The 19,183-nt window shown below is 45.0% G+C and carries 17 protein-coding genes and 1 pseudogene; 7 read left to right on the forward strand and 11 right to left on the reverse strand.

Features of this window, described 5'->3' with window-relative positions; genetic code table 11:
- Window positions 1-7 precede the first annotated feature (7 nt).
- A complete protein-coding gene (locus H7708_RS11185; protein WP_223670869.1) occupies window positions 8-1,009 on the reverse strand; it encodes an N-acetylornithine carbamoyltransferase in 1,002 nt (333 codons plus the stop codon).
- 397 nt (window positions 1,010-1,406) lie between these two features.
- Between H7708_RS11185 and H7708_RS11190 the strand changes: the two genes are divergently transcribed.
- From H7708_RS11190 to H7708_RS13520, 7 genes are all read left to right on the forward strand, one after another.
- Window positions 1,407-3,155: a choice-of-anchor I family protein gene (locus H7708_RS11190; RefSeq protein ID WP_223670870.1), complete on the forward strand. Its 1,749-nt coding sequence runs from the start codon at window positions 1,407-1,409 to the stop codon at window positions 3,153-3,155.
- A gap of 67 nt (window positions 3,156-3,222) precedes the next feature.
- Entirely contained in the window at window positions 3,223-3,528 is a 306-nt protein-coding gene (locus tag H7708_RS11195) for an excalibur calcium-binding domain-containing protein (RefSeq protein WP_223670871.1), read from the forward strand.
- A 94-nt stretch (window positions 3,529-3,622) separates the two neighbouring features.
- Entirely contained in the window at window positions 3,623-5,125 is a 1,503-nt protein-coding gene (locus H7708_RS11200; RefSeq protein ID WP_223670872.1) for a S10 family peptidase, read from the forward strand.
- A gap of 319 nt (window positions 5,126-5,444) precedes the next feature.
- Window positions 5,445-6,014 carry an elongation factor P-like protein EfpL gene (gene efpL, locus H7708_RS11205; protein WP_223670873.1) on the forward strand — a complete coding sequence of 190 codons (570 nt, stop codon included), beginning with the start codon at window positions 5,445-5,447 and terminating at the stop codon, window positions 6,012-6,014.
- An 18-nt stretch (window positions 6,015-6,032) separates the two neighbouring features.
- Window positions 6,033-7,169 (forward strand): saccharopine dehydrogenase family protein, encoded by a 1,137-nt coding sequence (locus tag H7708_RS11210; RefSeq protein ID WP_223670874.1) that lies wholly within the window; start codon window positions 6,033-6,035, stop codon window positions 7,167-7,169.
- Window positions 7,147-7,620: a DUF2269 family protein gene (locus tag H7708_RS11215; protein ID WP_223670875.1), complete on the forward strand. Its 474-nt coding sequence runs from the start codon at window positions 7,147-7,149 to the stop codon at window positions 7,618-7,620. Before H7708_RS11210 ends, H7708_RS11215 begins: the two co-directional genes overlap by 23 nt.
- Window positions 7,621-7,622: 2 nt before the next feature.
- Window positions 7,623-8,006: a DoxX-like family protein gene (locus H7708_RS13520; RefSeq protein ID WP_223670876.1), complete on the forward strand. Its 384-nt coding sequence runs from the start codon at window positions 7,623-7,625 to the stop codon at window positions 8,004-8,006.
- A 44-nt stretch (window positions 8,007-8,050) separates the two neighbouring features.
- Here the strand turns inward: H7708_RS13520 and H7708_RS13490 are convergent, their stop codons facing one another.
- From H7708_RS13490 to H7708_RS11270, 10 genes and pseudogenes are all read right to left on the reverse strand, one after another.
- Complete coding sequence (locus tag H7708_RS13490; protein ID WP_223670877.1) at window positions 8,051-9,241, reverse strand: DUF418 domain-containing protein; 1,191 nt, start codon at window positions 9,239-9,241, stop codon at window positions 8,051-8,053.
- A 103-nt stretch (window positions 9,242-9,344) separates the two neighbouring features.
- Window positions 9,345-10,646, reverse strand: coding sequence for an adenylosuccinate synthase (locus H7708_RS11230; RefSeq protein ID WP_223670878.1), 1,302 nt, complete (start codon window positions 10,644-10,646; stop codon window positions 9,345-9,347).
- A gap of 199 nt (window positions 10,647-10,845) precedes the next feature.
- Complete coding sequence (locus H7708_RS11235; protein ID WP_223670879.1) at window positions 10,846-11,031, reverse strand: DUF2065 domain-containing protein; 186 nt, start codon at window positions 11,029-11,031, stop codon at window positions 10,846-10,848.
- A gap of 69 nt (window positions 11,032-11,100) precedes the next feature.
- The gene (hflC, locus tag H7708_RS11240) at window positions 11,101-11,988 is read right to left on the reverse strand and encodes a protease modulator HflC (RefSeq protein ID WP_223670880.1); all 888 of its coding nucleotides are present in this window, start codon (window positions 11,986-11,988) and stop codon (window positions 11,101-11,103) included.
- An 11-nt stretch (window positions 11,989-11,999) separates the two neighbouring features.
- A complete protein-coding gene (gene hflK / locus H7708_RS11245) occupies window positions 12,000-13,049 on the reverse strand; it encodes an FtsH protease activity modulator HflK (protein ID WP_223670881.1) in 1,050 nt (349 codons plus the stop codon).
- Window positions 13,050-13,151: 102 nt separating this feature from the next.
- Window positions 13,152-14,465 carry a ribosome rescue GTPase HflX gene (gene hflX / locus H7708_RS11250; protein WP_223670882.1) on the reverse strand — a complete coding sequence of 438 codons (1,314 nt, stop codon included), beginning with the start codon at window positions 14,463-14,465 and terminating at the stop codon, window positions 13,152-13,154.
- A gap of 114 nt (window positions 14,466-14,579) precedes the next feature.
- A pseudogene (hfq, locus tag H7708_RS11255) lies at window positions 14,580-14,921 on the reverse strand (RNA chaperone Hfq); the annotation flags it as partial.
- A 179-nt stretch (window positions 14,922-15,100) separates the two neighbouring features.
- The gene (gene miaA, locus H7708_RS11260) at window positions 15,101-16,042 is read right to left on the reverse strand and encodes a tRNA (adenosine(37)-N6)-dimethylallyltransferase MiaA (protein ID WP_223670884.1); all 942 of its coding nucleotides are present in this window, start codon (window positions 16,040-16,042) and stop codon (window positions 15,101-15,103) included.
- Window positions 16,042-17,823, reverse strand: coding sequence for a DNA mismatch repair endonuclease MutL (gene mutL, locus H7708_RS11265; RefSeq protein WP_223670885.1), 1,782 nt, complete (start codon window positions 17,821-17,823; stop codon window positions 16,042-16,044). The genes miaA and mutL overlap by 1 nt, the downstream gene beginning before the upstream one ends.
- Before the next feature lie 4 nt (window positions 17,824-17,827).
- Window positions 17,828-19,144, reverse strand: coding sequence for an N-acetylmuramoyl-L-alanine amidase (locus H7708_RS11270; RefSeq protein WP_223670886.1), 1,317 nt, complete (start codon window positions 19,142-19,144; stop codon window positions 17,828-17,830).
- Window positions 19,145-19,183 lie beyond the last annotated feature (39 nt).

Here is a 19,183-nt window from a genome sequence, read left to right on the forward strand (position 1 = left end):
AGTCACCCTAAACTTTATTCATTAATGTATTCATAATCGATTTTTGTACGTGCAAACGATTCTCCGCTTCCTGAATCGCAATACAGTTTTCGGAATCCACCACGCCATCGGTGGCTTTAATATTTCTTCTCAATGGTAGACAGTGACTGAATAAGGCATTGTTGGTCTTTGCCATTTTCGCTTCGTCTACCATAAAGTGTTTGTATTGATCACGAATGGGCTTTTCTTTTTCCCATTGACCGAAATAAGGCAGTGCGCCCCAGCTTTTGGCGTAAACGACGTCGGCCCCCTCGTAGGCAGTATCAATGTCATGCGTTACCGTCAGCTCCTGTCCATGGGCCTGACTGTAAGACTGTCCCAGTTGCATATAGTGAGGATCCAACAAGTACTCTTCGGTTGGACATAACAGGGTCACGTCCATACCGAACTTCGTCGCGATCAATAATGACGAGTTAGCCACGGCAGTATTTAAAGGTTTGGGGTGATAGGTCCAGGTCAGCACATACTTCTTACCTTGCAAGTCGCCCAGCTGTTCCTGCAGCGCCATGACATGCGCCAACTCCTGACACGGATGCGTAATGGTTTCCATGTTAATGACAGGTACCGAGGCATAGTTGGCCAAGGCCGTTATCAGCTTATCCTGCCGATCATCCTGCCAATTGTGGAATTTTGGAAATGCCCGCACGGCAATCATGTCACAATAGGCTGACAGCACCTGTGCGACTTCACTGATGTGTTCTTCGGCTTCGCCATCCATAACGGAGCCAAGCTCAAACTCAATCGGCCAGGCATCTTTGCCCGGCTGAAGAACAACGACTTGTCCACCCAGTTGATGCACACCCAGCTCAAAACTGGTACGAGTCCGCAATGACGGATTAAAAAACAGTAGCGCAACAGACTTTTCTTTCAGCAAAGGCTGAAACTTGTGCTTCTTTAAACTTCTAGCAAAGTCGACCATCTCCTGCAGTGATGATTGCGACCAATGCTCCGTCGTTAAAAAATGTTTCATGGCAGTTACCTGTCGGTCATGCCATCGGAAGGGGGATTTTAGACAAGCATAAAAAAACCCAGCCGATGGCTGGGTTTTAAATTCTTTAGTGAGTTTCTTAAGGCACTAACAATTCCCAGCCGGCATAATTCGGCTGCGACGTCGTTGTTGTACTGAGTTGCTAGCGGCAACTACTGTTAATGTCTTAAAATTCATGTTTGCGTGAAACTCTTCGACTAAAAATGTTCAGTTCGATTGTGAATTTACAGGCTAATTTTCAGCCTGTAAAGCCTTTATAAGAAAATATTCTAAAGAAATTTTTCAGAGCTATGATGCTAACCAACCGGCATAGCTGTCATCACAGTGTCATATAAAAAGCAGATAATTAATCCAACCTGTTGGTAAATATAGAGAAAGTATGAACCCTTCAAAGCACAAACTAGTAGCCTTGTTTGCTATTCACAGCGCCATGCTCTCGGCATGTAAAACTACGTCTTCCTATACGAATCCGGACAACCAGCTGAAAATGGAGCTGGTGGCCCGTTACACCTCCGGCCAATTCGGGGAAGGCGCGGCCGAAGTACTAGCATATGATAAACAGCGACAATCGCTGTATGTGGTTAACGGTGCGGCTAAGGCTATTGATATTATTCCGCTGTCTAAAATGCCGACCACTAAGTTATCACTGCCTTACACCGGTAGTAACCTCGCCAGTCAGCGACTGGAACTACCCATATCTATTAGTACAGCAACTCAACAGGACATTGCGCTGGGCAGTCCTAATTCGCTGGCGATTCACGATAATACGCTAGCGGTAGCAGTAGAAAATAAAAACAAGCAAAAACAAGGCGTTGTACTATTTTACTCGCTCAGCGGTGGGCAACCAGCATTGAGCAAAGCGGTTTCCGTTGGCGCACTACCGGATATGGTCACCTTCTCTCATGACGGCAGCAAGGTCCTGGTTGCGAATGAAGGCGAACCAAGCAAAGACTATAAGCAGGATCCTGAAGGCTCAGTGAGTATCATCATGACGGCACCAAGAATTGCTAACGAAGCAATCACGCTTGGCTTTACCGCCTTCAACTCACAACGCGACAACCTGATGGCAACCGGCGTTAAATTTGCTTGCCCGCAAACGACCACAGTTGCTCAGGATCTGGAACCAGAATACATCACAATAAGTCCCGATGATTCCACAGCCTTTGTCAGCCTGCAGGAAAACAATGCCATGGCCGTGGTCGACCTGCAATCCTTCTCTATCAAGTCGGTAAAAGGGTTAGGTTATAAAGATTGGAACCAGTACTCGATTGATGTCAGCAATAAAGATGGCATTAACTTAAGCCGCTACGAAAACTTATACGGTCTTTATCAGCCAGACTCTTTAGCCAGCTATCAGGTCAACGGCAAGACTTACATCTTGAGTGCAAACGAAGGCGATGCACGCGAGTATATTTATGAGGCTACTGAGGCTGAATGTAAAGCGGCCGGCCATAAGTACGACGATGAAGATGGTTGTATCAGCTACACGGAAGAGTTTCGCGCGAAAAAACTTTCTATCAAATCACCGTCCATTATTGATTCCTATTACCAGAAAGACGGTATTGGTCGTTTAAAAGTCACCAATGTTTTAGGCGATGAGGACGGCGATGGCCTCTACGAAAAACTCTACAGCTTCGGTGCTCGCTCGTTCAGTATCTGGTCACCCGATGCCGAACTGGTCTATGACAGTGGCGATGAGTTCGACCGAATTCTGCTGGAACATCATGGCGATAACTTCAACAATAACGAGTCTGAAAATAAAGGCGATAACCGTTCTGACGACAAAGGTTCTGAGCCGGAAGCAATCACCGTTGGCCAAATCAATGGCCGCCCTTATGCTTTTATCGGACTTGAACGCCAGGGCGGCATTATGGCCTACGACATCGGCCAACCGCATGCTCCTAAATTTTCTGGCTATACCATTAACCGGAACTTCGATCTGGAGTTTGAAATAGACGACGATACCAGCCCGGTCTCGTTATCAGGAGACTATACCAAGGTAGGAGATCTGGCGCCTGAAGGACTGACCTTTATTGACGCAGAAACGAGTCCAAATGGTCAGCCATTGTTAGCTGTAGCTAATGAAGTGAGTGGCAGCGTTTCTATTTATCAACTATCGGCCCCTTAAGTCCCGCTATACTTTTTCGCAAAGACTGGTTAACCTGAATTGTTAGTCGTTCTTTGCGGAGATAGTGTTGAGACAATTGTTATTGATAATTTGCTTATTACTTATCAGCAGTCAGCTGGCCGCTCACGGTGGCCGGACCAATAGTGAAGGCTGTCATAACAACCGCAAAACCGGCGATTACCATTGCCATAATGGCAGCTCAACACCAAAAAAGATTTCTCCGATAAAACTGCAAAACCCAAAGTGTGGTCAAAAGTATTATTGCAAAGAAATGACCAGCTGTTCAGAGGCCCAGTTTTATTACCGGCAGTGCAAGCTGTATAAACTCGACGGTGATAACGACGGCATTCCTTGTGAGAATGTTTGTCAGTAATGTTTTCTTACATCTCACACCTTTGTCCGCCGCTAATAACTTGATAACCTCTACAATTCCGTAAAAACCGCTCAAATTTTATTGGGGAGACTCCATGAAACAGCTTGCCTACTCTGCCCTGTTAGCAGTCAGCCTGGCGCTAACGCCACTGGCACAAGCCGACGAACAGAAAGATAAATCGCCAAACCCATATCCAGAAGAGAAAACGGTGGTCACCGAACATTCAACGAAAGTTGGTGGTGACACCATAAAATACAAAGCAACCACCGGTAACTCCTTCGTATATAACGATAAAAATGAAGTGATCGGCTCGATTTTCTTCACTGCGTACACCAAGAAAGGGGCCAACCCGAAAAAGCGTCCGATAACTTTTGCCTATAATGGCGGGCCAGGTTCAGCCTCAGTCTGGCTGCATATGGGAGCTCTGGGTCCCAAACGTGTCGAGATAGATAAAGAAGGGTTTCCATTAAAGCCACCTTTTAACATGATCGACAATGAATACTCGCTTCTGGATCTCACCGATATCGTGTTTATCGATCCGGTGGGCACAGGTTATAGCCGCGCTCATGACAAAGGTAGCGATAAAGATTTCCATGGCGTGTGGGAAGATATCAGCACCGTGTCAGAGTTTATTCGTCTCTACATGACTCGCAACGAACGCTGGAGCTCACCTAAATTTTTGGTCGGTGAAAGCTATGGTACCACTCGCTCTGCGGGTATCGCTTATCATATGGGCCAAAACCATGGTGTTTACTTCAATGGCATCATGCTGATTTCAAGCGTACTGGATTTCCGACTGGACGACTTCAATGACCAAAACGGTGTGCTGGCGCCAATTACCATGTTGCCTAGCTACACTGCCGCGGCCTGGTACCATAAAAAACTCAATGCAACTTTAAGCAACGACCTTCAAGGCTCTATCCAGCAGGCGAAAGAGTTCGCCATGAACGATTATGCCTTAGCACTGCTACAGGGTGATGAGCTGGAGCCACGTCGAAAATTAGCGATTGCTGAGCGCGTTGCCGACTTTACCGGCCTGTCCGTGGATCTGGTATTAGAAAAAGATTTACGAATCACCCTTAACGACTTCCTGCATAATATTAAACGTGATGAAGGCGAAACCGTTGGCCGCCTTGATAGCCGCTTCACTACACCAGAACTCGATGCCATGAATAAGCGTGGTTACCGCGATCCAAGCTACATGGCGATCCATGGTACCTACACTGAAACCTTAATGACGTATCTCTCAAAAGAGTTAAATTATAAATCTGATCTGCCATATCATATTCTGGGTGGCGGTGTTAAAAGCTGGAACTATGAAGACTTCAACCGTCAGAGTAATGACATCAGTGACAAGTTAACCGCTGCCATGCTACGTAACCCAGATATGCAGGTTTATGTGGGTAATGGTTACTACGACTTCGCAACGCCATTCTTTGCCACAGAGTATACCTTCTCGCACATGGGACTACCGAAAGAGCTTAAAGATAATGTTCATATGTCTTACTACGAGTCAGGCCACATGATGTATATTCGTGAGCATGATTTGATTAAATTGAAGAAGGATCTGACCGAGTTTTTTAAGAAGTCGTTATAGGCTCTCGCTAACCTTATCCTCAATAGTTCTTTTTATGTTCCTTTTCTTGCTTGCCCAAGAAAAGGAACCAAAAGAAAGGCACCCCTGTCGTTAGTCCCTTCGGGCTACCTTCACTCCTTAAAGTTACTAACGCGCCGTCAAACGAAACCTCCTGTTTCGTTTTGACTAAATTGGGCTATCCCTGCCCAATTTACGCTATAACTTTAATTTTTTCAGCTAACTCCAAAGGGGCTCAATTACACATTCCTTCGTTTTTAACTATTCCAAATAGCCGCGGTTCCTCATAGAATGGCTACAGCTTAAATTACAGGAAAGAACAATGGCAAAAGCTAGTGATATCAAAAGAAACATGGCCGTTGAGCATAACGGTAAGTTATTAGTGGTTAAAAATATTGAAGTCAGCAGCCCAAGCGCTCGCGGCGCCGCGACCTTATACAAAATGCGTTTTACTGACGTTCAAGCAGGTAGCAAAGTTGAGCAGACCTTCAAAGGCGATGACCAACTGACTCTGGTCGATCTGACCAAACGTGCGGCAACCTACTCTTATGATGAAGGTGACAACATCATCTTCATGGACAGCGAAGACTATAGCCAGTACACCTTCAACCGCGAAGATATTGAAGACGAATTATTATTCATCACCGATGAAATCCAGGACTTAAAAGTCGTGATTGCCGATGAAAAAGTTGTAGGTTTAGAACTGCCTCAATCCGTCGAAATGGTCATCGAACAAACTGACCCATCCATCAAAGGTGCCTCCGCCACCGCCCGCACCAAACCCGCCGAGTTCGCCACTGGCTTAACCATTCAGGTCCCTGAATATATTTCGACTGGCGAAAAAGTAAAGATTAACGTCGAAGAAAAGAAATTTATGAGCCGCGCGGATTAAAAGTAACTTTCTATAATTATGAAGAAAGTCATCATACTTGGAGGTTATGGTAACTTCGGTAAACGAATTGTTGAGGAACTTTTAGATCTTCAAGCAGTGACTTTATATATTACGGGACGTAACAAAAAGAAAGCCGACCTGCTGAGAGATAAGCTTCAAAACAAAGCTAACGCAGTTTTAAAAACAACCGTTATAGATATAAACGCTCCAACCTTTAAAGAAAAACTGAAGTCGATATCTCCTGATATTGTGATACATACCAGTGGCCCTTTTCAGGGCCAAATGCCACATGTACCACAAGCTTGCCTTGATGTAGGTGCCCACTATATCGATCTATCCGATGACCGAAGCTTTGTATGCGGTATCAAGCAGCTCAATCAAATGGCAAAAGATAAAAATCTGCTATTGGTCAGCGGAGCCAGTTCAGTTCCCGGACTATCCTCAGCTGTCATTGAGCACTATAAAGGACAATTCAAAGAATTGGAGTCTATTGATATAGCCATAGCTCCTGGCAATAAAGCAGAAAGAGGGGAGGCGACCATTCGAGGAATTCTGTCCTATATCGGCCGCCCTTTTAAAGTTTACAGCAATAGTAAATGGGAAGAGCTTTATGGATGGATGTCACCGCGAAAGTTAGATTTTGGAGGTGTCGTTGGTAAACGATGGTTAGCTAACATTGATGTTCCTGACTTAGCACTATTTCCCAAGCATTACGCAGTAAAAAATACAGTAACCTTTCAAGCTGGACTCGAATTACCTTTTTTGCATTGGTTTATGGTATTGATGGCCTACTTCACCAAAATAGGGTTAGTAAAAAACTGGGCGCCACTAACTAAGCCGATTGTAAAAGTCAGCAACCTGTTTAAGTCTTTGGGTACCGATATTGGTGGTATGCGTGTAGAAATAAACGGTAAGTCTCATAATAAAACCAATAAGAAAATACATTGGACACTATTTGCTGACAAAGGTGTTGGCCCCTATATTCCGACCATATCGGCGGTAATCATAGCCAGAAAATTGTTGGCTGGCGAACTCAAAGATACTGGTGCGACACCGTGTATTGGATTATATCAGCTAGATGACTTTGCTCCCTACGCAGAAAAGTTACAACTCGACTATAAGGAAGAGACTGTTGAACAGCTACTTAACCCTTAAATTACTGCATATTTTATCAGCTGTTGTGGTCGCCGGCACAGGTACAGGCTTAGCCTTTTTTATGTTTATGGCAAACCGCTCAGATAGTCACGAAGCGATAAAAGTAACAGCTAAAAATGTCATATTGGGTGACTGGATTTTCACATTACCGGGAGTGATCACATTAATTATTACCGGCCCCCTCCTCATGCTGAAATTAGGGTACTCTTTCCATTCCCCGTGGTTTTACTGGGTAAGTGGGTTGTTTATTTTCATCGGAGCATGCTGGATACCTGTATTGCGAATTCAGTACAAACTTTATGGATTATCAAAAAGCATTGAGCATGACAGCGACGCCCTCCTTCAGTTTAAGAAACTTATGAAGTACTGGACACTACTTGGCGCTGCGGCTTTCAGCGCTATTTTGGTTATCTTCTGGCTCATGATTTTCAAACCTATTTCTGTAGTTTAACCATGAACTTATCAGTCAAATTTCTATTACTCACCAGCAAACTCACATTAGCCGCGCTGTGGATTTTTACCGGGTTAACATCTGTCTTTTTCTACCCGGAACTAGGCTTTAATATTATTACTGAAGCTGGCTTCGAGCCGAACACAGCAGAACTGTTGATTTATTGTGGTAGTACTGCAGATATAGCAGTTGGAGTATGGGTATTGTCTTCTTGGAAGGTAAGGTTTTGTAGTTTTGTGCAAGTTGGCTTCATCATTACTTACACCATTTTGCTAACGCTATTTGATGCTTCCTACTGGCTCCACCCTTTCGGACCAATAACTAAGAACTTCCCCATATTAGTTTTAATATTGATAACCTTAAAACTTCAGGATACTAAAAGGTAGGATGGGTTAGCTTTGCTAAGCGTAACCCATCAATTTAACCAGTTTTACTTAGCCGCCCACTCATAACCTTTACGCCAAACGGCTTCTAATGGTCCGCGTTTGAAATACTTAAACCAAACAACGACAAATAATAACTGGAAAGCCCAAATCGCAAGTGTATAGAGCCACAGTTCACTGCGACTGACTTGTCCAAATAAATCCAAACCATAGCCATAAAACAACCAACCACAGATCACACTTTGCATAATGTACAGGGTAAATGCCATACGTCCGGCTTTCGCCAATAGATTCTGCAGCGGTTTTAGAACGCTAGTTTGTCCCCACAGCATGACTCCACCTAAATAACCTAGAGCTAACACGATACTGCCAATATAAAACCCTAAACTATTGATACCAACAAATACTAGGTATTGAAAACCTGAATCGACAAAACACCAGGTTGCTCCAAGCGATATGACTAAACCCAATAATAGTCCCCATACGGCAAAGTGCTTAAGCGTTCGAGGTGATGTTAACGCACCTAACTTCCATAGCCCCATACCGAGCATCATTAGTCCGCAACAGCGCCATAAGGTGAAATAAATAAAATCTAAAGACTGTCTGCCCCAAGCTGCCGCAACTCTGTCCGGCGTCAACTCCCACCAAGAGCCTTGATACTGCTGTAACGCCGCCTGTTGTGCAGTAACCGCGTCAGGGCTCCACTGCTCTGGAATCTCTGGTGGATGTATCATGGCCTGAATCGCACCCCACATATCTGGAGAAACAACACCAACGGCCATGAGCAACCCAAGCACTATCAACCATCCAGCAGCCAATCCTCGAAGCCACAAGACAATTAATCCACACAATGCATAGGCAACCAGAATATCGCCATCCCAGATCAAGTAGGCGTGAGCTAGACCAAACAGCAACAGAAAAAGGGAGCGAAAGACGAAAGGTTTCGTCGGGCTGGTTTTTAATCTTTCATATTTAGCCACGAATAGCATAATGCCAACGCCATACAGTAACGCCAGCAAGGTCATAAACCGTTGTTTAATCAGCCCATACTCAAATAACCACACCCACTGATCGAGTGGGGTAAACTCACCATAGGCTAAGGGGTTATAGCGAATAAGGCTGGGCGTCGAAAAATAGTTAATATTGATAATGAGGATAGCCAGAATCACAACCCCACGAAGGACATCTAAATTACCAAGGCGCTGGCTTTTCATCTCCATAGCTTCTAATGCTGCCACGGCTTATATCCTATTATTTTTTTAATGAGTCGATACTATACATTTTCCACCGACACAAAAAAAGCGACCCGAAGGTCGCTTTTATAACTTAGAAAGTTAACTCTTAGGCTTCAAATGGATGACGCTTAATGATCGTCTCAACACGATCAGGACCTGTTGAGATAATATCAACAGGTACACCTACAATCTCTTCAACTTTAGCGATGAAATCTAGTGCGGCCTGCGGCAAGTCGTCAATTGACTTAGCGCCGAAAGTCGACTCTTTCCATCCCGGAAGCTCGATATATTCTGGCTTAAGCTTTTCATAATCTTCGGCACCACAAGGTGTATTCTTTAACTCGCCATTTTCTGGGCACTGATATTTAGTAGCGATCTTAACTGTTTCAAGTCCATCTAATACATCAAGCTTAGTCATACAGAGGCCCGATACACTATTGATATCAACCGCACGCTTTAACGCCACGGCATCGAGCCAACCGCATCGGCGTGCACGACCCGTTGTCGCACCAAACTCATTGCCGCGTTCGGCTAAACCGTGTCCAACGTCATCGAACAACTCGGTAGGGAATGGACCGCCACCAACACGTGTCGTGTAGGCTTTGGTAATACCAAGAACGTAATCAATATGGCGTGGACCGACACCGGCACCCGTGGCAACACCACCAGCCGTGGTGTTAGAAGAAGTAACGTAAGGATAAGTACCGTGGTCGATATCTAATAAAGTCCCTTGTGCGCCTTCAAACATCAGCTTTTGACCGTCGCGACGCATGTCCGCCAAGATAGCAGGAACGTCTGCAACCATTGGCTTTAACCACTGAGCATACTCTTTACAAAGCGCCAAAGTTTCGTCGAAATCAATCGCATCAGCCTTATAATACTGAGTTAGCGCGAAATTATGCAGCTCCATTACTTCACGAAGCTTTTCTTCAAGACGCGCTTCATCAAACAGGTCTTCAACACGTAAACCACGACGAGACACTTTGTCTTCGTAGGCAGGACCAATACCACGGCCAGTGGTACCGATTTTCTTTTCAGGATGACGTGCCGCTTCGCGCGCATTATCCAGTGCTACATGGTATGGAAGAATCAGCGGACACGCAGGACTGATACGTAAACGCTCTTCAACAGGAACGTTACGCTCTTTTAGCATATCCATTTCTTTTTTCAGTGCATCTGGCGCTAGAACCACACCATTACCGATATAGCACATCACATCATCATTTAAGATGCCTGACGGAATTAAGTGGAGTACGGTTTTTTCTCCATTAATGACTAATGTATGACCGGCATTATGACCACCTTGGTAGCGAACTACAGCGCTCGCCTGCTCAGTCAACAAATCAACAATTTTACCTTTACCTTCGTCACCCCATTGGGTGCCTAGAACCACAACACTTTGTGCCATTACTAAACTCTTACCCTACTTTTGTAGATGAATCGTTCGTTGTCCTATGTGGACACCAAACCGCGCATTTTACCGAGAATAACAGTGAAAATCCCCCTTTTTTTATAAAAAAGCTCAAATTTCCAACAACTATTTATGTCACTCAGTTATGCGGGCTCAAGATCAACAAGTTAACGTAAAAATCTATACTCGACTTTAATTAACGAATCAGGAAAACCCAGCCCATGCCTAACAGCATCAATACCAGCCCAATGAGCCGCAATTGACTATCCGGTCTGGTTACCATCTCACTCACTGCTTTCTTCCAGGCTTTTGGAGCCAGAGTTGGAATCAAACCTTCCAAAATTAAGACCAAACCTAACGCGATTAACCACTCTTCTGCCATCATCTTCACCAAAACATTACGCACAATTAAAAAAGGCCAGCTAAGCTGGCCTTAATCAATAACTTGCGATTAATTTACCCCTTCAGCGTCTTTAAAGTATTTAAAGAACTCGCTTTCAGGTTTAATCACTAACACGTCATCCGAATCTTTAAACGACTCACGGTAAGCGTCCAAACTGCGTAAGAAAGCATAAAACTCAGGGTTTTGGTTATAAGTTTCAGCATAAATTTTCGCTGCTTCGGCGTCCGCATCACCTCGTATTTCACGCGCCTTCCTGTCAGCTCCTGCTAAAATTTGCTGTACAGTAAAATCAGTTTCAGCAAAGATGATCCTCTTATCTTTTTCACCTTCGGCCCGATGCTTGTTGGCAATTTTTACACGCTCATTACGCATACGGTTATAAATCGCTTCGCTCACTTCATTTGGCAGGTTAATGGTTTTGACTCGAATATCAACGACCTCAATACCTAAGTCCGGAGCGATCTTCTGGGTTTCACTCAGCATCAACCCCATGACTTCTTCGCGCTCACCTGATACCACCTGTGTACGGGTACGCTGACCAAACTCATCCCTCAGTGCGTTCTCAATCGTATCATCAAGACGGCTTTCCGCGATCCGGTGGTTAGCATTGGTTTTGCGATAAAATTGACCAAAATCTTTGATACGCCACTTAATGTAACTATCAACGATTAAATCTTTTTGTTCAGAGGTAGCGATTCGATCAGATTCGCCATCAAAGGTTTGGATACGCTTATCCATAATGATGGCCTTATCAGCAATCGGCCAACGGAAATGTAAGCCGCGTCCATATAGTTTAGCTTTACCATTATCATCTACTTTGATATCACCAAACTGCAAAACAATCGCCGTTTCCCACTCTTTGACTTTAAAAGTACAGGTCCAGAATACCGCTAAAATGACCAGAAGAATGACCACAGTACTAATTAACTTATTCATCATTGGCCTCCTTATTGGTTCTTATTGTTTGATTGAGACGAGTTGCTCTTATTTCGCTGCATAATTTTATCCAACGGAATGTAAGTCATGTTATTGCCACCCTCTGTATCAAGCACCACTTTCGATGTTTTGCTTAATACCTCCTCAAGGGTTTCTAGATATAGACGCTTGCGTGTTACTTCCGGCGCGGCATTATATTCCGGTAATAGCGCTTTAAATCGAGCCACTTCACCGTGTGCTTTTTCGACTACTCGAGCACGATAGGATTCAGCTTCTTGAATCACTTTCTCTGCATTACCTTCTGCCAATGGAATTTTCTGGCTACGATAAGCATTACCCTGTTCCTTATATGCGCGTTGGTCCTCTTCTGCCTTAATCGCATCATCAAATGCAGGCTTTACTGACGCAGGAACATCAACGTTACCAACCAAATTCACACGAAATATTTCCAAACCAGTATTATATGGTTTCAGAATAGAAGCGATTTCATTCTGCACATTTTGTCGCACGGCTTCTTTCTTATTGGTACGGGCATCTTGTAAAAGCGTATGTCCAATTACTTGACGCAGCGCAGCTTCCGTCGCATGTTTTAACGTTTGAACAGGATCAACGACATTAAACTGATAATCCAGCGCATTATCAACACGATACTGGACTTTCACTCTAACCGTTGCAACATTATCATCTTTGGTCAGCATCAAACCTTCTACTTCAATATCTTTAATGCTTTCGACATCAACAAAATAAACTTGTTGAACCGGTGCGAAAGCAAAATGAAGACCAGCATTATCGGTACGAGTATGTTCACCAAAGGTCAATACAATTGCCTGCTCTTTCTCATTAACGGTATAAGCTGACTTAAATAAATAAACGGCTATCAACACTAATAGACCAATGATAATAACGATACTATTACCACCGCCTTTGCCGCTGCCGCCACCAAAAATTCCACCGATTTTCTCGCCAGCTTTTTTGATTAAATCATCCAGATCATCATTTTTATTTGGGCGTTTCTTACCCCATGGGTCTTGATTGTTATTACCCGGTTCATTCCAGGCCATATAGACTTCTCCAGTTTTAAACTATGAATTCACAAGCTTATACAAATTATGGGCTCAAACACCCACATATAACCAGTATCGCTACTTCAGACACTTATAGTATCACGAACTCAGCACGAACTGGTTTAAATCTTTTTCCAACTGCCGTCCGAGGCGAATCCAGTCAGACTCGTCCAGACGGACCTCTAAAATCATATCGCCATCACCATCGCTATCTTCGTTTTCGACAGCCTGTAGTTCGTACAACAAGCCACGCAAACGGCCTTCCTGTGGTGGTAATCTCAGTGTTGCCTGGAATTGCTTTTCTTCCGCCAGCTCTTCTATTGCCTGAAGTAAAAGGTCAATACCTTTATTCTCCACCGCAGAAGTCCACACCCGAATAGGCAACCCGTCTCCATCCCTGTCGATCCGAGGTTCTGCCCCATCAATCATATCAATTTTATTGTACACTTCTAAAGTGCGGATCTCGTCTGCACCGATGTCTGTCAAAACTTCCATGACCTGCTCGATATTCTCATCGCGTCGCTCGCTGGCAGCATCAATCACATGCAACAGAATATCCGCCTCCACCGACTCTTCAAGTGTCGCCCGGAAAGCTGCCACCAGTTCGTGCGGCAAATGACGAATAAAGCCTACGGTATCGGCCAAAATTACATCGCTACCCTGAGGCAGAGACACTCTGCGCAAGATCGGATCCAGTGTCGCGAACAGTTTATCTGCAGCCAAGACTTTGGCTTCGGTCAGCCGGTTGAATAAGGTAGACTTGCCGGCATTGGTATAACCGACGATAGATACGGTTTTAATGTTAGCCCGCTTTCGCGAACGTCTTCCCTGTTCGCGCTGCTTACCGACTTTATCCAGGCGCTTTTCAATATACTTGATTCGATCGCGCACCAGTCGTCTATCGGTCTCGAGCTGCGTTTCACCCGGCCCCCGCATACCGATACCGCCCTTTTGGCGCTCAAGGTGGGTCCAGCCTCGCACCAACCGGGTCGACAAGTGTCGCAACTGGGCTAGCTCTACCTGTAACTTACCTTCAAAGGTAAAAGCGCGCTGAGCAAAAATATCCAGAATCAACCCAATTCTGTCAATCACTCGACATTTAACTACCTGCTCAATATTACGTTCTTGTGCGGGAGATAAGTTGTGATTAAAAATGACGACATTGGCATCTGTTGCACCACGGGCACTTCCTTTGATCGCCTGCTTAGCGCTGAGAATTTCATCGATTTTACCCTTGCCAATAAAGAATTTAGGATCTGGTGTATGCCGCTTGGCAGTGACGATATCCATGACCTTGAGCCCCGCGGAACGCACTAGCTCAACAAATTCCTGTAAATCTTCTTGATTGGCTTCTTGGTCAAAATCAATGTGTACTAGAATGGCGGACTCGCCACCACTGTGTCGATCAAACAATCATTAACCTCAGATTGGATCTCTCTTAGGAAAAGAATAGTGTAATGCTACCTGCCGGAATAAGCCAGCAAGTAGCAAAATTCTTTTTACTGTATTCAGGGTAGAGTGTTACAGACCGCCCATTGGACCGCCAGTATAACCACCACCATTACCGCCAGACATAGGACCACCCATTCCTGGGCCACCCATACCGCTTTGACTGCCCTGATCTTCACGCTGTCCGCCGTTATCATTATTTTGGTAATGACCACGTACATTGCGAATCGGAACTACTGTCGATATAGCGTGCTTATAAACCATCTGGCTTACCGTATTTTTCAACAAGATGACAAACTGATCGAATGACTCAATTTGTCCCTGTAACTTTATACCATTAACCAAATAGATTGAAACGGGAACTTTCTCACGTCGAAGTGCGTTCAAGAAAGGGTCTTGTAATGATTGCCCTTTTGACATTACTCTCTCCTGTTATTTATAAAATTTATCATTTTGGCATTAGCTTTTTTTATTAAAAGTTCGACACCAAAGCTAATATTCTTTTATTACTTCTACAAATCTTATTGGAACTAATTCCACTTTGAAGTGTACATGATTTAATCAAGGAGATCGAGATATATCAATGAGATAGAATGACTTTAGTGCAATTTTAATAATTGCGTCACGTCTTGATAAATCTCAGATAAAGAAGCTTGAGAATTTACCCAATGTAGGTTAGGCCAGCTCCGAAGCCAAGTAAACTGGCGTTTAGCCAGCTGCCGTGTGGCAATAACTCCTCGCTCCACCGCTTCTTCTAAACTTAACTCACCTTCGAGATACTGCCATAGCTGGCGGTAACCGACGGAACGAATCGCAGGCAACTCAGAATTCAGGTCGCCTCGTTGATATAACCTCTCGACTTCCTGCAGAAAACCTTGCTCCATCATCAGCTTAAAACGCTGCTCGATTCTCTGGTGTAAAAACTTCCTGTCTTCCGGTGCCAGAGCAATCTGCGTCACGTCATAAGGAAACTCTTCCTGCTGCTGTTCCTGATGCAATGTCGATAACGGCTTTCCGGTAATGTAATAAACTTCCAGCGCACGTAGTGTTCTTTGGGGATCATTCTCATGAATACGCTGCGCAGCCTTGGGATCCACCCGTTTGAGCTCATCGTGTAATACGTTCAAACCTTCTTTATCCATTCGCCGCTGCAAAGTGCTACGAACCTTGGGATCCGAATCTGGTAAATTACTCATACCCTCGAGCAGCGCTTTGTAATAGAGCATGGTGCCGCCAACCAATAAAGGCGTTTTGCCTGACTCGGTGATATCGAACATTTCACGCAGAGCATCCTGTCGGAACTGAGCTGCCGAATAGGGTTCACTGGGATCACAGATATCGATTAAACGGTGAGGCGCCTGCGCCAGCTCCTGCGGCGAGGGCTTGGCAGATCCTATATCCATACCTTTGTACACCATCGCCGAATCAACACTGATGATTTCGCAGCGATGGTCCTGCACCAAGCGCATTGCTAAGTCCGTTTTGCCCGATGCTGTTGGCCCCATCAAAAATATAGCTTTGGGCTTAACCTCTTCACTCATTAATCACATGATCCTGTATACGTTTGCCGTAGCTGACTCTGTTTTTTATGAGATGACAGCCAAGTTGCAATATCATCAACGCTAAGTTGTTGACAAAATTCCGAATCCTGCCATTTATGCGGCTGCAAAAATTCTAACCAATTAACCTCAGATTGCGGTAACCAGTGTTGTTCCATACGCACCACCAGCTCCTGCCTCAATTTATCTTCACCCCAGCCCTGCTGAACATAGTCATACAGCGCTTGTTGCAGCCAGGGCTTAATGGCCACATGCTGTAAAGCCGATGGCACCCTTCTCAAGGCAACGGAGTGCGGTCCGGTCTGATTGATATCGAAGCCTAAGCTCTGAAGTAGTGTAACTTGCTCTTCTGTGAGCTGCTTTTCAGGCACGCCAAGGCGCTCTGGAATCAATAATGGTCGCTGCTTGACCTCTCCCGTTTGCCATTCTTTTTCCAGTAACTGCCGCAAATAGTGAAGCCAAAAACTTTTTATATCCAATAATACCGCGCCAGAACCAGACGGCTGCATCAAATAACGCTCAGCAATCATAATATAATCGCCGGCTTTAGCTGATGACTTGGGAGCATAAGACTGATAATGACGCTCACGAACAACTTGTTGCGTAGAACCAATACTGCCAGTGTCCGCCGAAGACTGTTTGACTCCTGCGGCTAAGCGCGGATGGTAATATTCGTCTCGTTGCGTATTAGTCTGCGGTTGATAATGCCCCTTTATTTCTTCGACTTGTCGCAACTCGGACGCGTCATGTATGGTTTCCTGAGGCTGTAAACACTCACTAACACTTCGGGTAATAAAATCGTGCACCATACGAGCATCCGAGAAGCGAACCTCGTGCTTGGTCGGGTGTACATTCACATCCACCTGTTCAGCGTCTAACTCCAAGTATAAAACATAAGCTGGGACCCGACCCGTCGGCAGTAAGTCCTGATAAGCCTGACGTATAGCATGGTTCAGGGTACGATCACGAACGGCCCTGCCATTAACGAAAACATACTGGCTGAGATTTGAGTTATGATGACGCTCCGGACTGGATAGCCAGCCCCATAAGTGTAAGCTGTCAATACTGGTATCGAGCAGTAACGCATCCACTAAAAAGTTATGACTGACTATCGAGCCGACGCGTTGTTTTTGTTGCTCTTCAGATTGTGCAGCAGGAATACGCTTAGTCACTTTGCCGTTATGCTTCAGGGTAAAAGCTATGCCTGGCGAGGCCAAAGCGACCCGTTTAATGGTTTCTTCGATATGAACGTATTCGGTGCGTTCTGCGCGTAAAAACTTCTGTCGAGCCGGGGTATTAAAGAATAAGTCTCTAACTTCGACGATAGTGCCTGTCGGCATCGCCCTTGGCTGAATCTCAACTGCCATATCCTGTCCTTTGGCAATGGCAGACCAGCCACTCGTCTCGTCATTCGCCGAATGAGCTTTGGAACTTAAGGTCAGCTTTGCTACGGAGCTGATACTGGCTAGCGCCTCACCGCGAAAACCCAGCGTATGAATGGCTTTTAAGTCTTGGGTTTGTTCAATCTTGCTGGTGGCATGTCGTGCCAGCGCTAATTCCAGCTGCGTCCGCTCAATGCCTGCACCATCATCCGTCACCCGGATTAGCCGAGTGCCGCCCCGTTCTATATCAACCTGAATTCGTTGAGCACCGGCATCAACCGCGTTCTCTAATAACTCTTTCACCACCGAGGAAGGTCGTTCAACGACCTCACCGGCAGCAATCTGGTTCGCTAACAGTGGAGAAAGTTTTTTAATTTGCATTGAACTAGCTGCTTGGGATAACCAGCTTCTGACCAATTCGAACCGTATTCGATGTCATTTTATTAACTTTTTTGATCTTACTGACACTGGTATTAAAACGTCGCGCTACTTTAATCAGGCTATCACCACGCTTTACATGATAGATGTTTTTCCGATACAGGTTGGCGAACTTGGTGCCGTCTGGCGCATGGTGCTTAAAATATTCAACAATACCACTTTTGACCGCTGTCGCCAGTTTGCGACGATAGGCAGAGGTTTTCAGCAGGCGCTCTTCCTGTGGATTTGATATAAACCCAGACTCTACCAGTATGGATGGAATATCGGGATTTTTCAAAACCACAAAACCTGCTTCTTCAACGTGCTTTTTGTGCATTTTCGGCGCCACGCCAGACATATGCCCATGAACCCTTTTGCCCAGGGTCAGGCTAGCCTGTATGGAGTGTTCCATTTGTAAATCCAAAATCACCTGAGCCACTGGCTTTTCATACACTGACAAGTCTAAGTTAGTATCAACCCCCCCTAACAGCTCGGACTCTGTTTCCTGCTTTCTTAACCAACGAGCCAGCTCAGAGCGAGCTCCTCGAGTCGATAGAATCCAAACGGAAGCGCCTCGAGCCTTACTATTTTTAAAGCTATCAGCATGGATTGATACAAATAGGTCCGCACGGTGCTGTCGAGCAATAGCAGTTCGTTTCCTCAACGATAAATAAAAGTCTGTTTTACGCGTCAATACTGCCTTAAGACCATTGACGGCATTTATCTGCTTTGCCAGCTCTTTCGCTAACTTTAACGTAATATTCTTTTCTTTTTGCCCCGTAGGACCACGAGCGCCAGGATCCTCCCCTCCATGTCCCGCATCAATCGCCACGACAATATCACGGTTGCTATTACCATCAACGACCGGCGGCTTAATCACTTTACGCTTTTTATCGACTAAATCGATTACTAAACGATCGCCATATTCCTGGTAGGGTTTGAGGGAGAAACTATTAGGTTCGGCTTTCTTGGTTAAGTCTAAAACCAAACGTAAAACGCCTTCCCGGGGCGGTTTGCTTTGGCGCACCCGTTTGACTAAATCACTTTTTATATCGAGCTGACTCAGATCAACGGTTACTCGTGAATCCGGAATATCGATAACGATTCGATCGGGATTTTTCAGGACAGACAGCTCATGCTCAACGGGCGAGGTTAAATCAAAAACCACTCGCGTTGATTCCGGAGACTGCCAAAACCTCATGCTTTTGATGACCGCAGCCTGTGCAGTCAAGCCGAGCAATAAGGTTGAAGCCAGTAAGAGTTTGATCAGTTGTTTTGTTATCATTGTCACGCCGTAGTTACTGCTCCCTAGTGATTTTGGCAC

Origin of the sequence: Kangiella shandongensis (genome assembly GCF_020005365.1) — a bacterium.
GTDB classification, from domain to species: domain Bacteria; phylum Pseudomonadota; class Gammaproteobacteria; order Enterobacterales; family Kangiellaceae; genus Kangiella; species Kangiella shandongensis.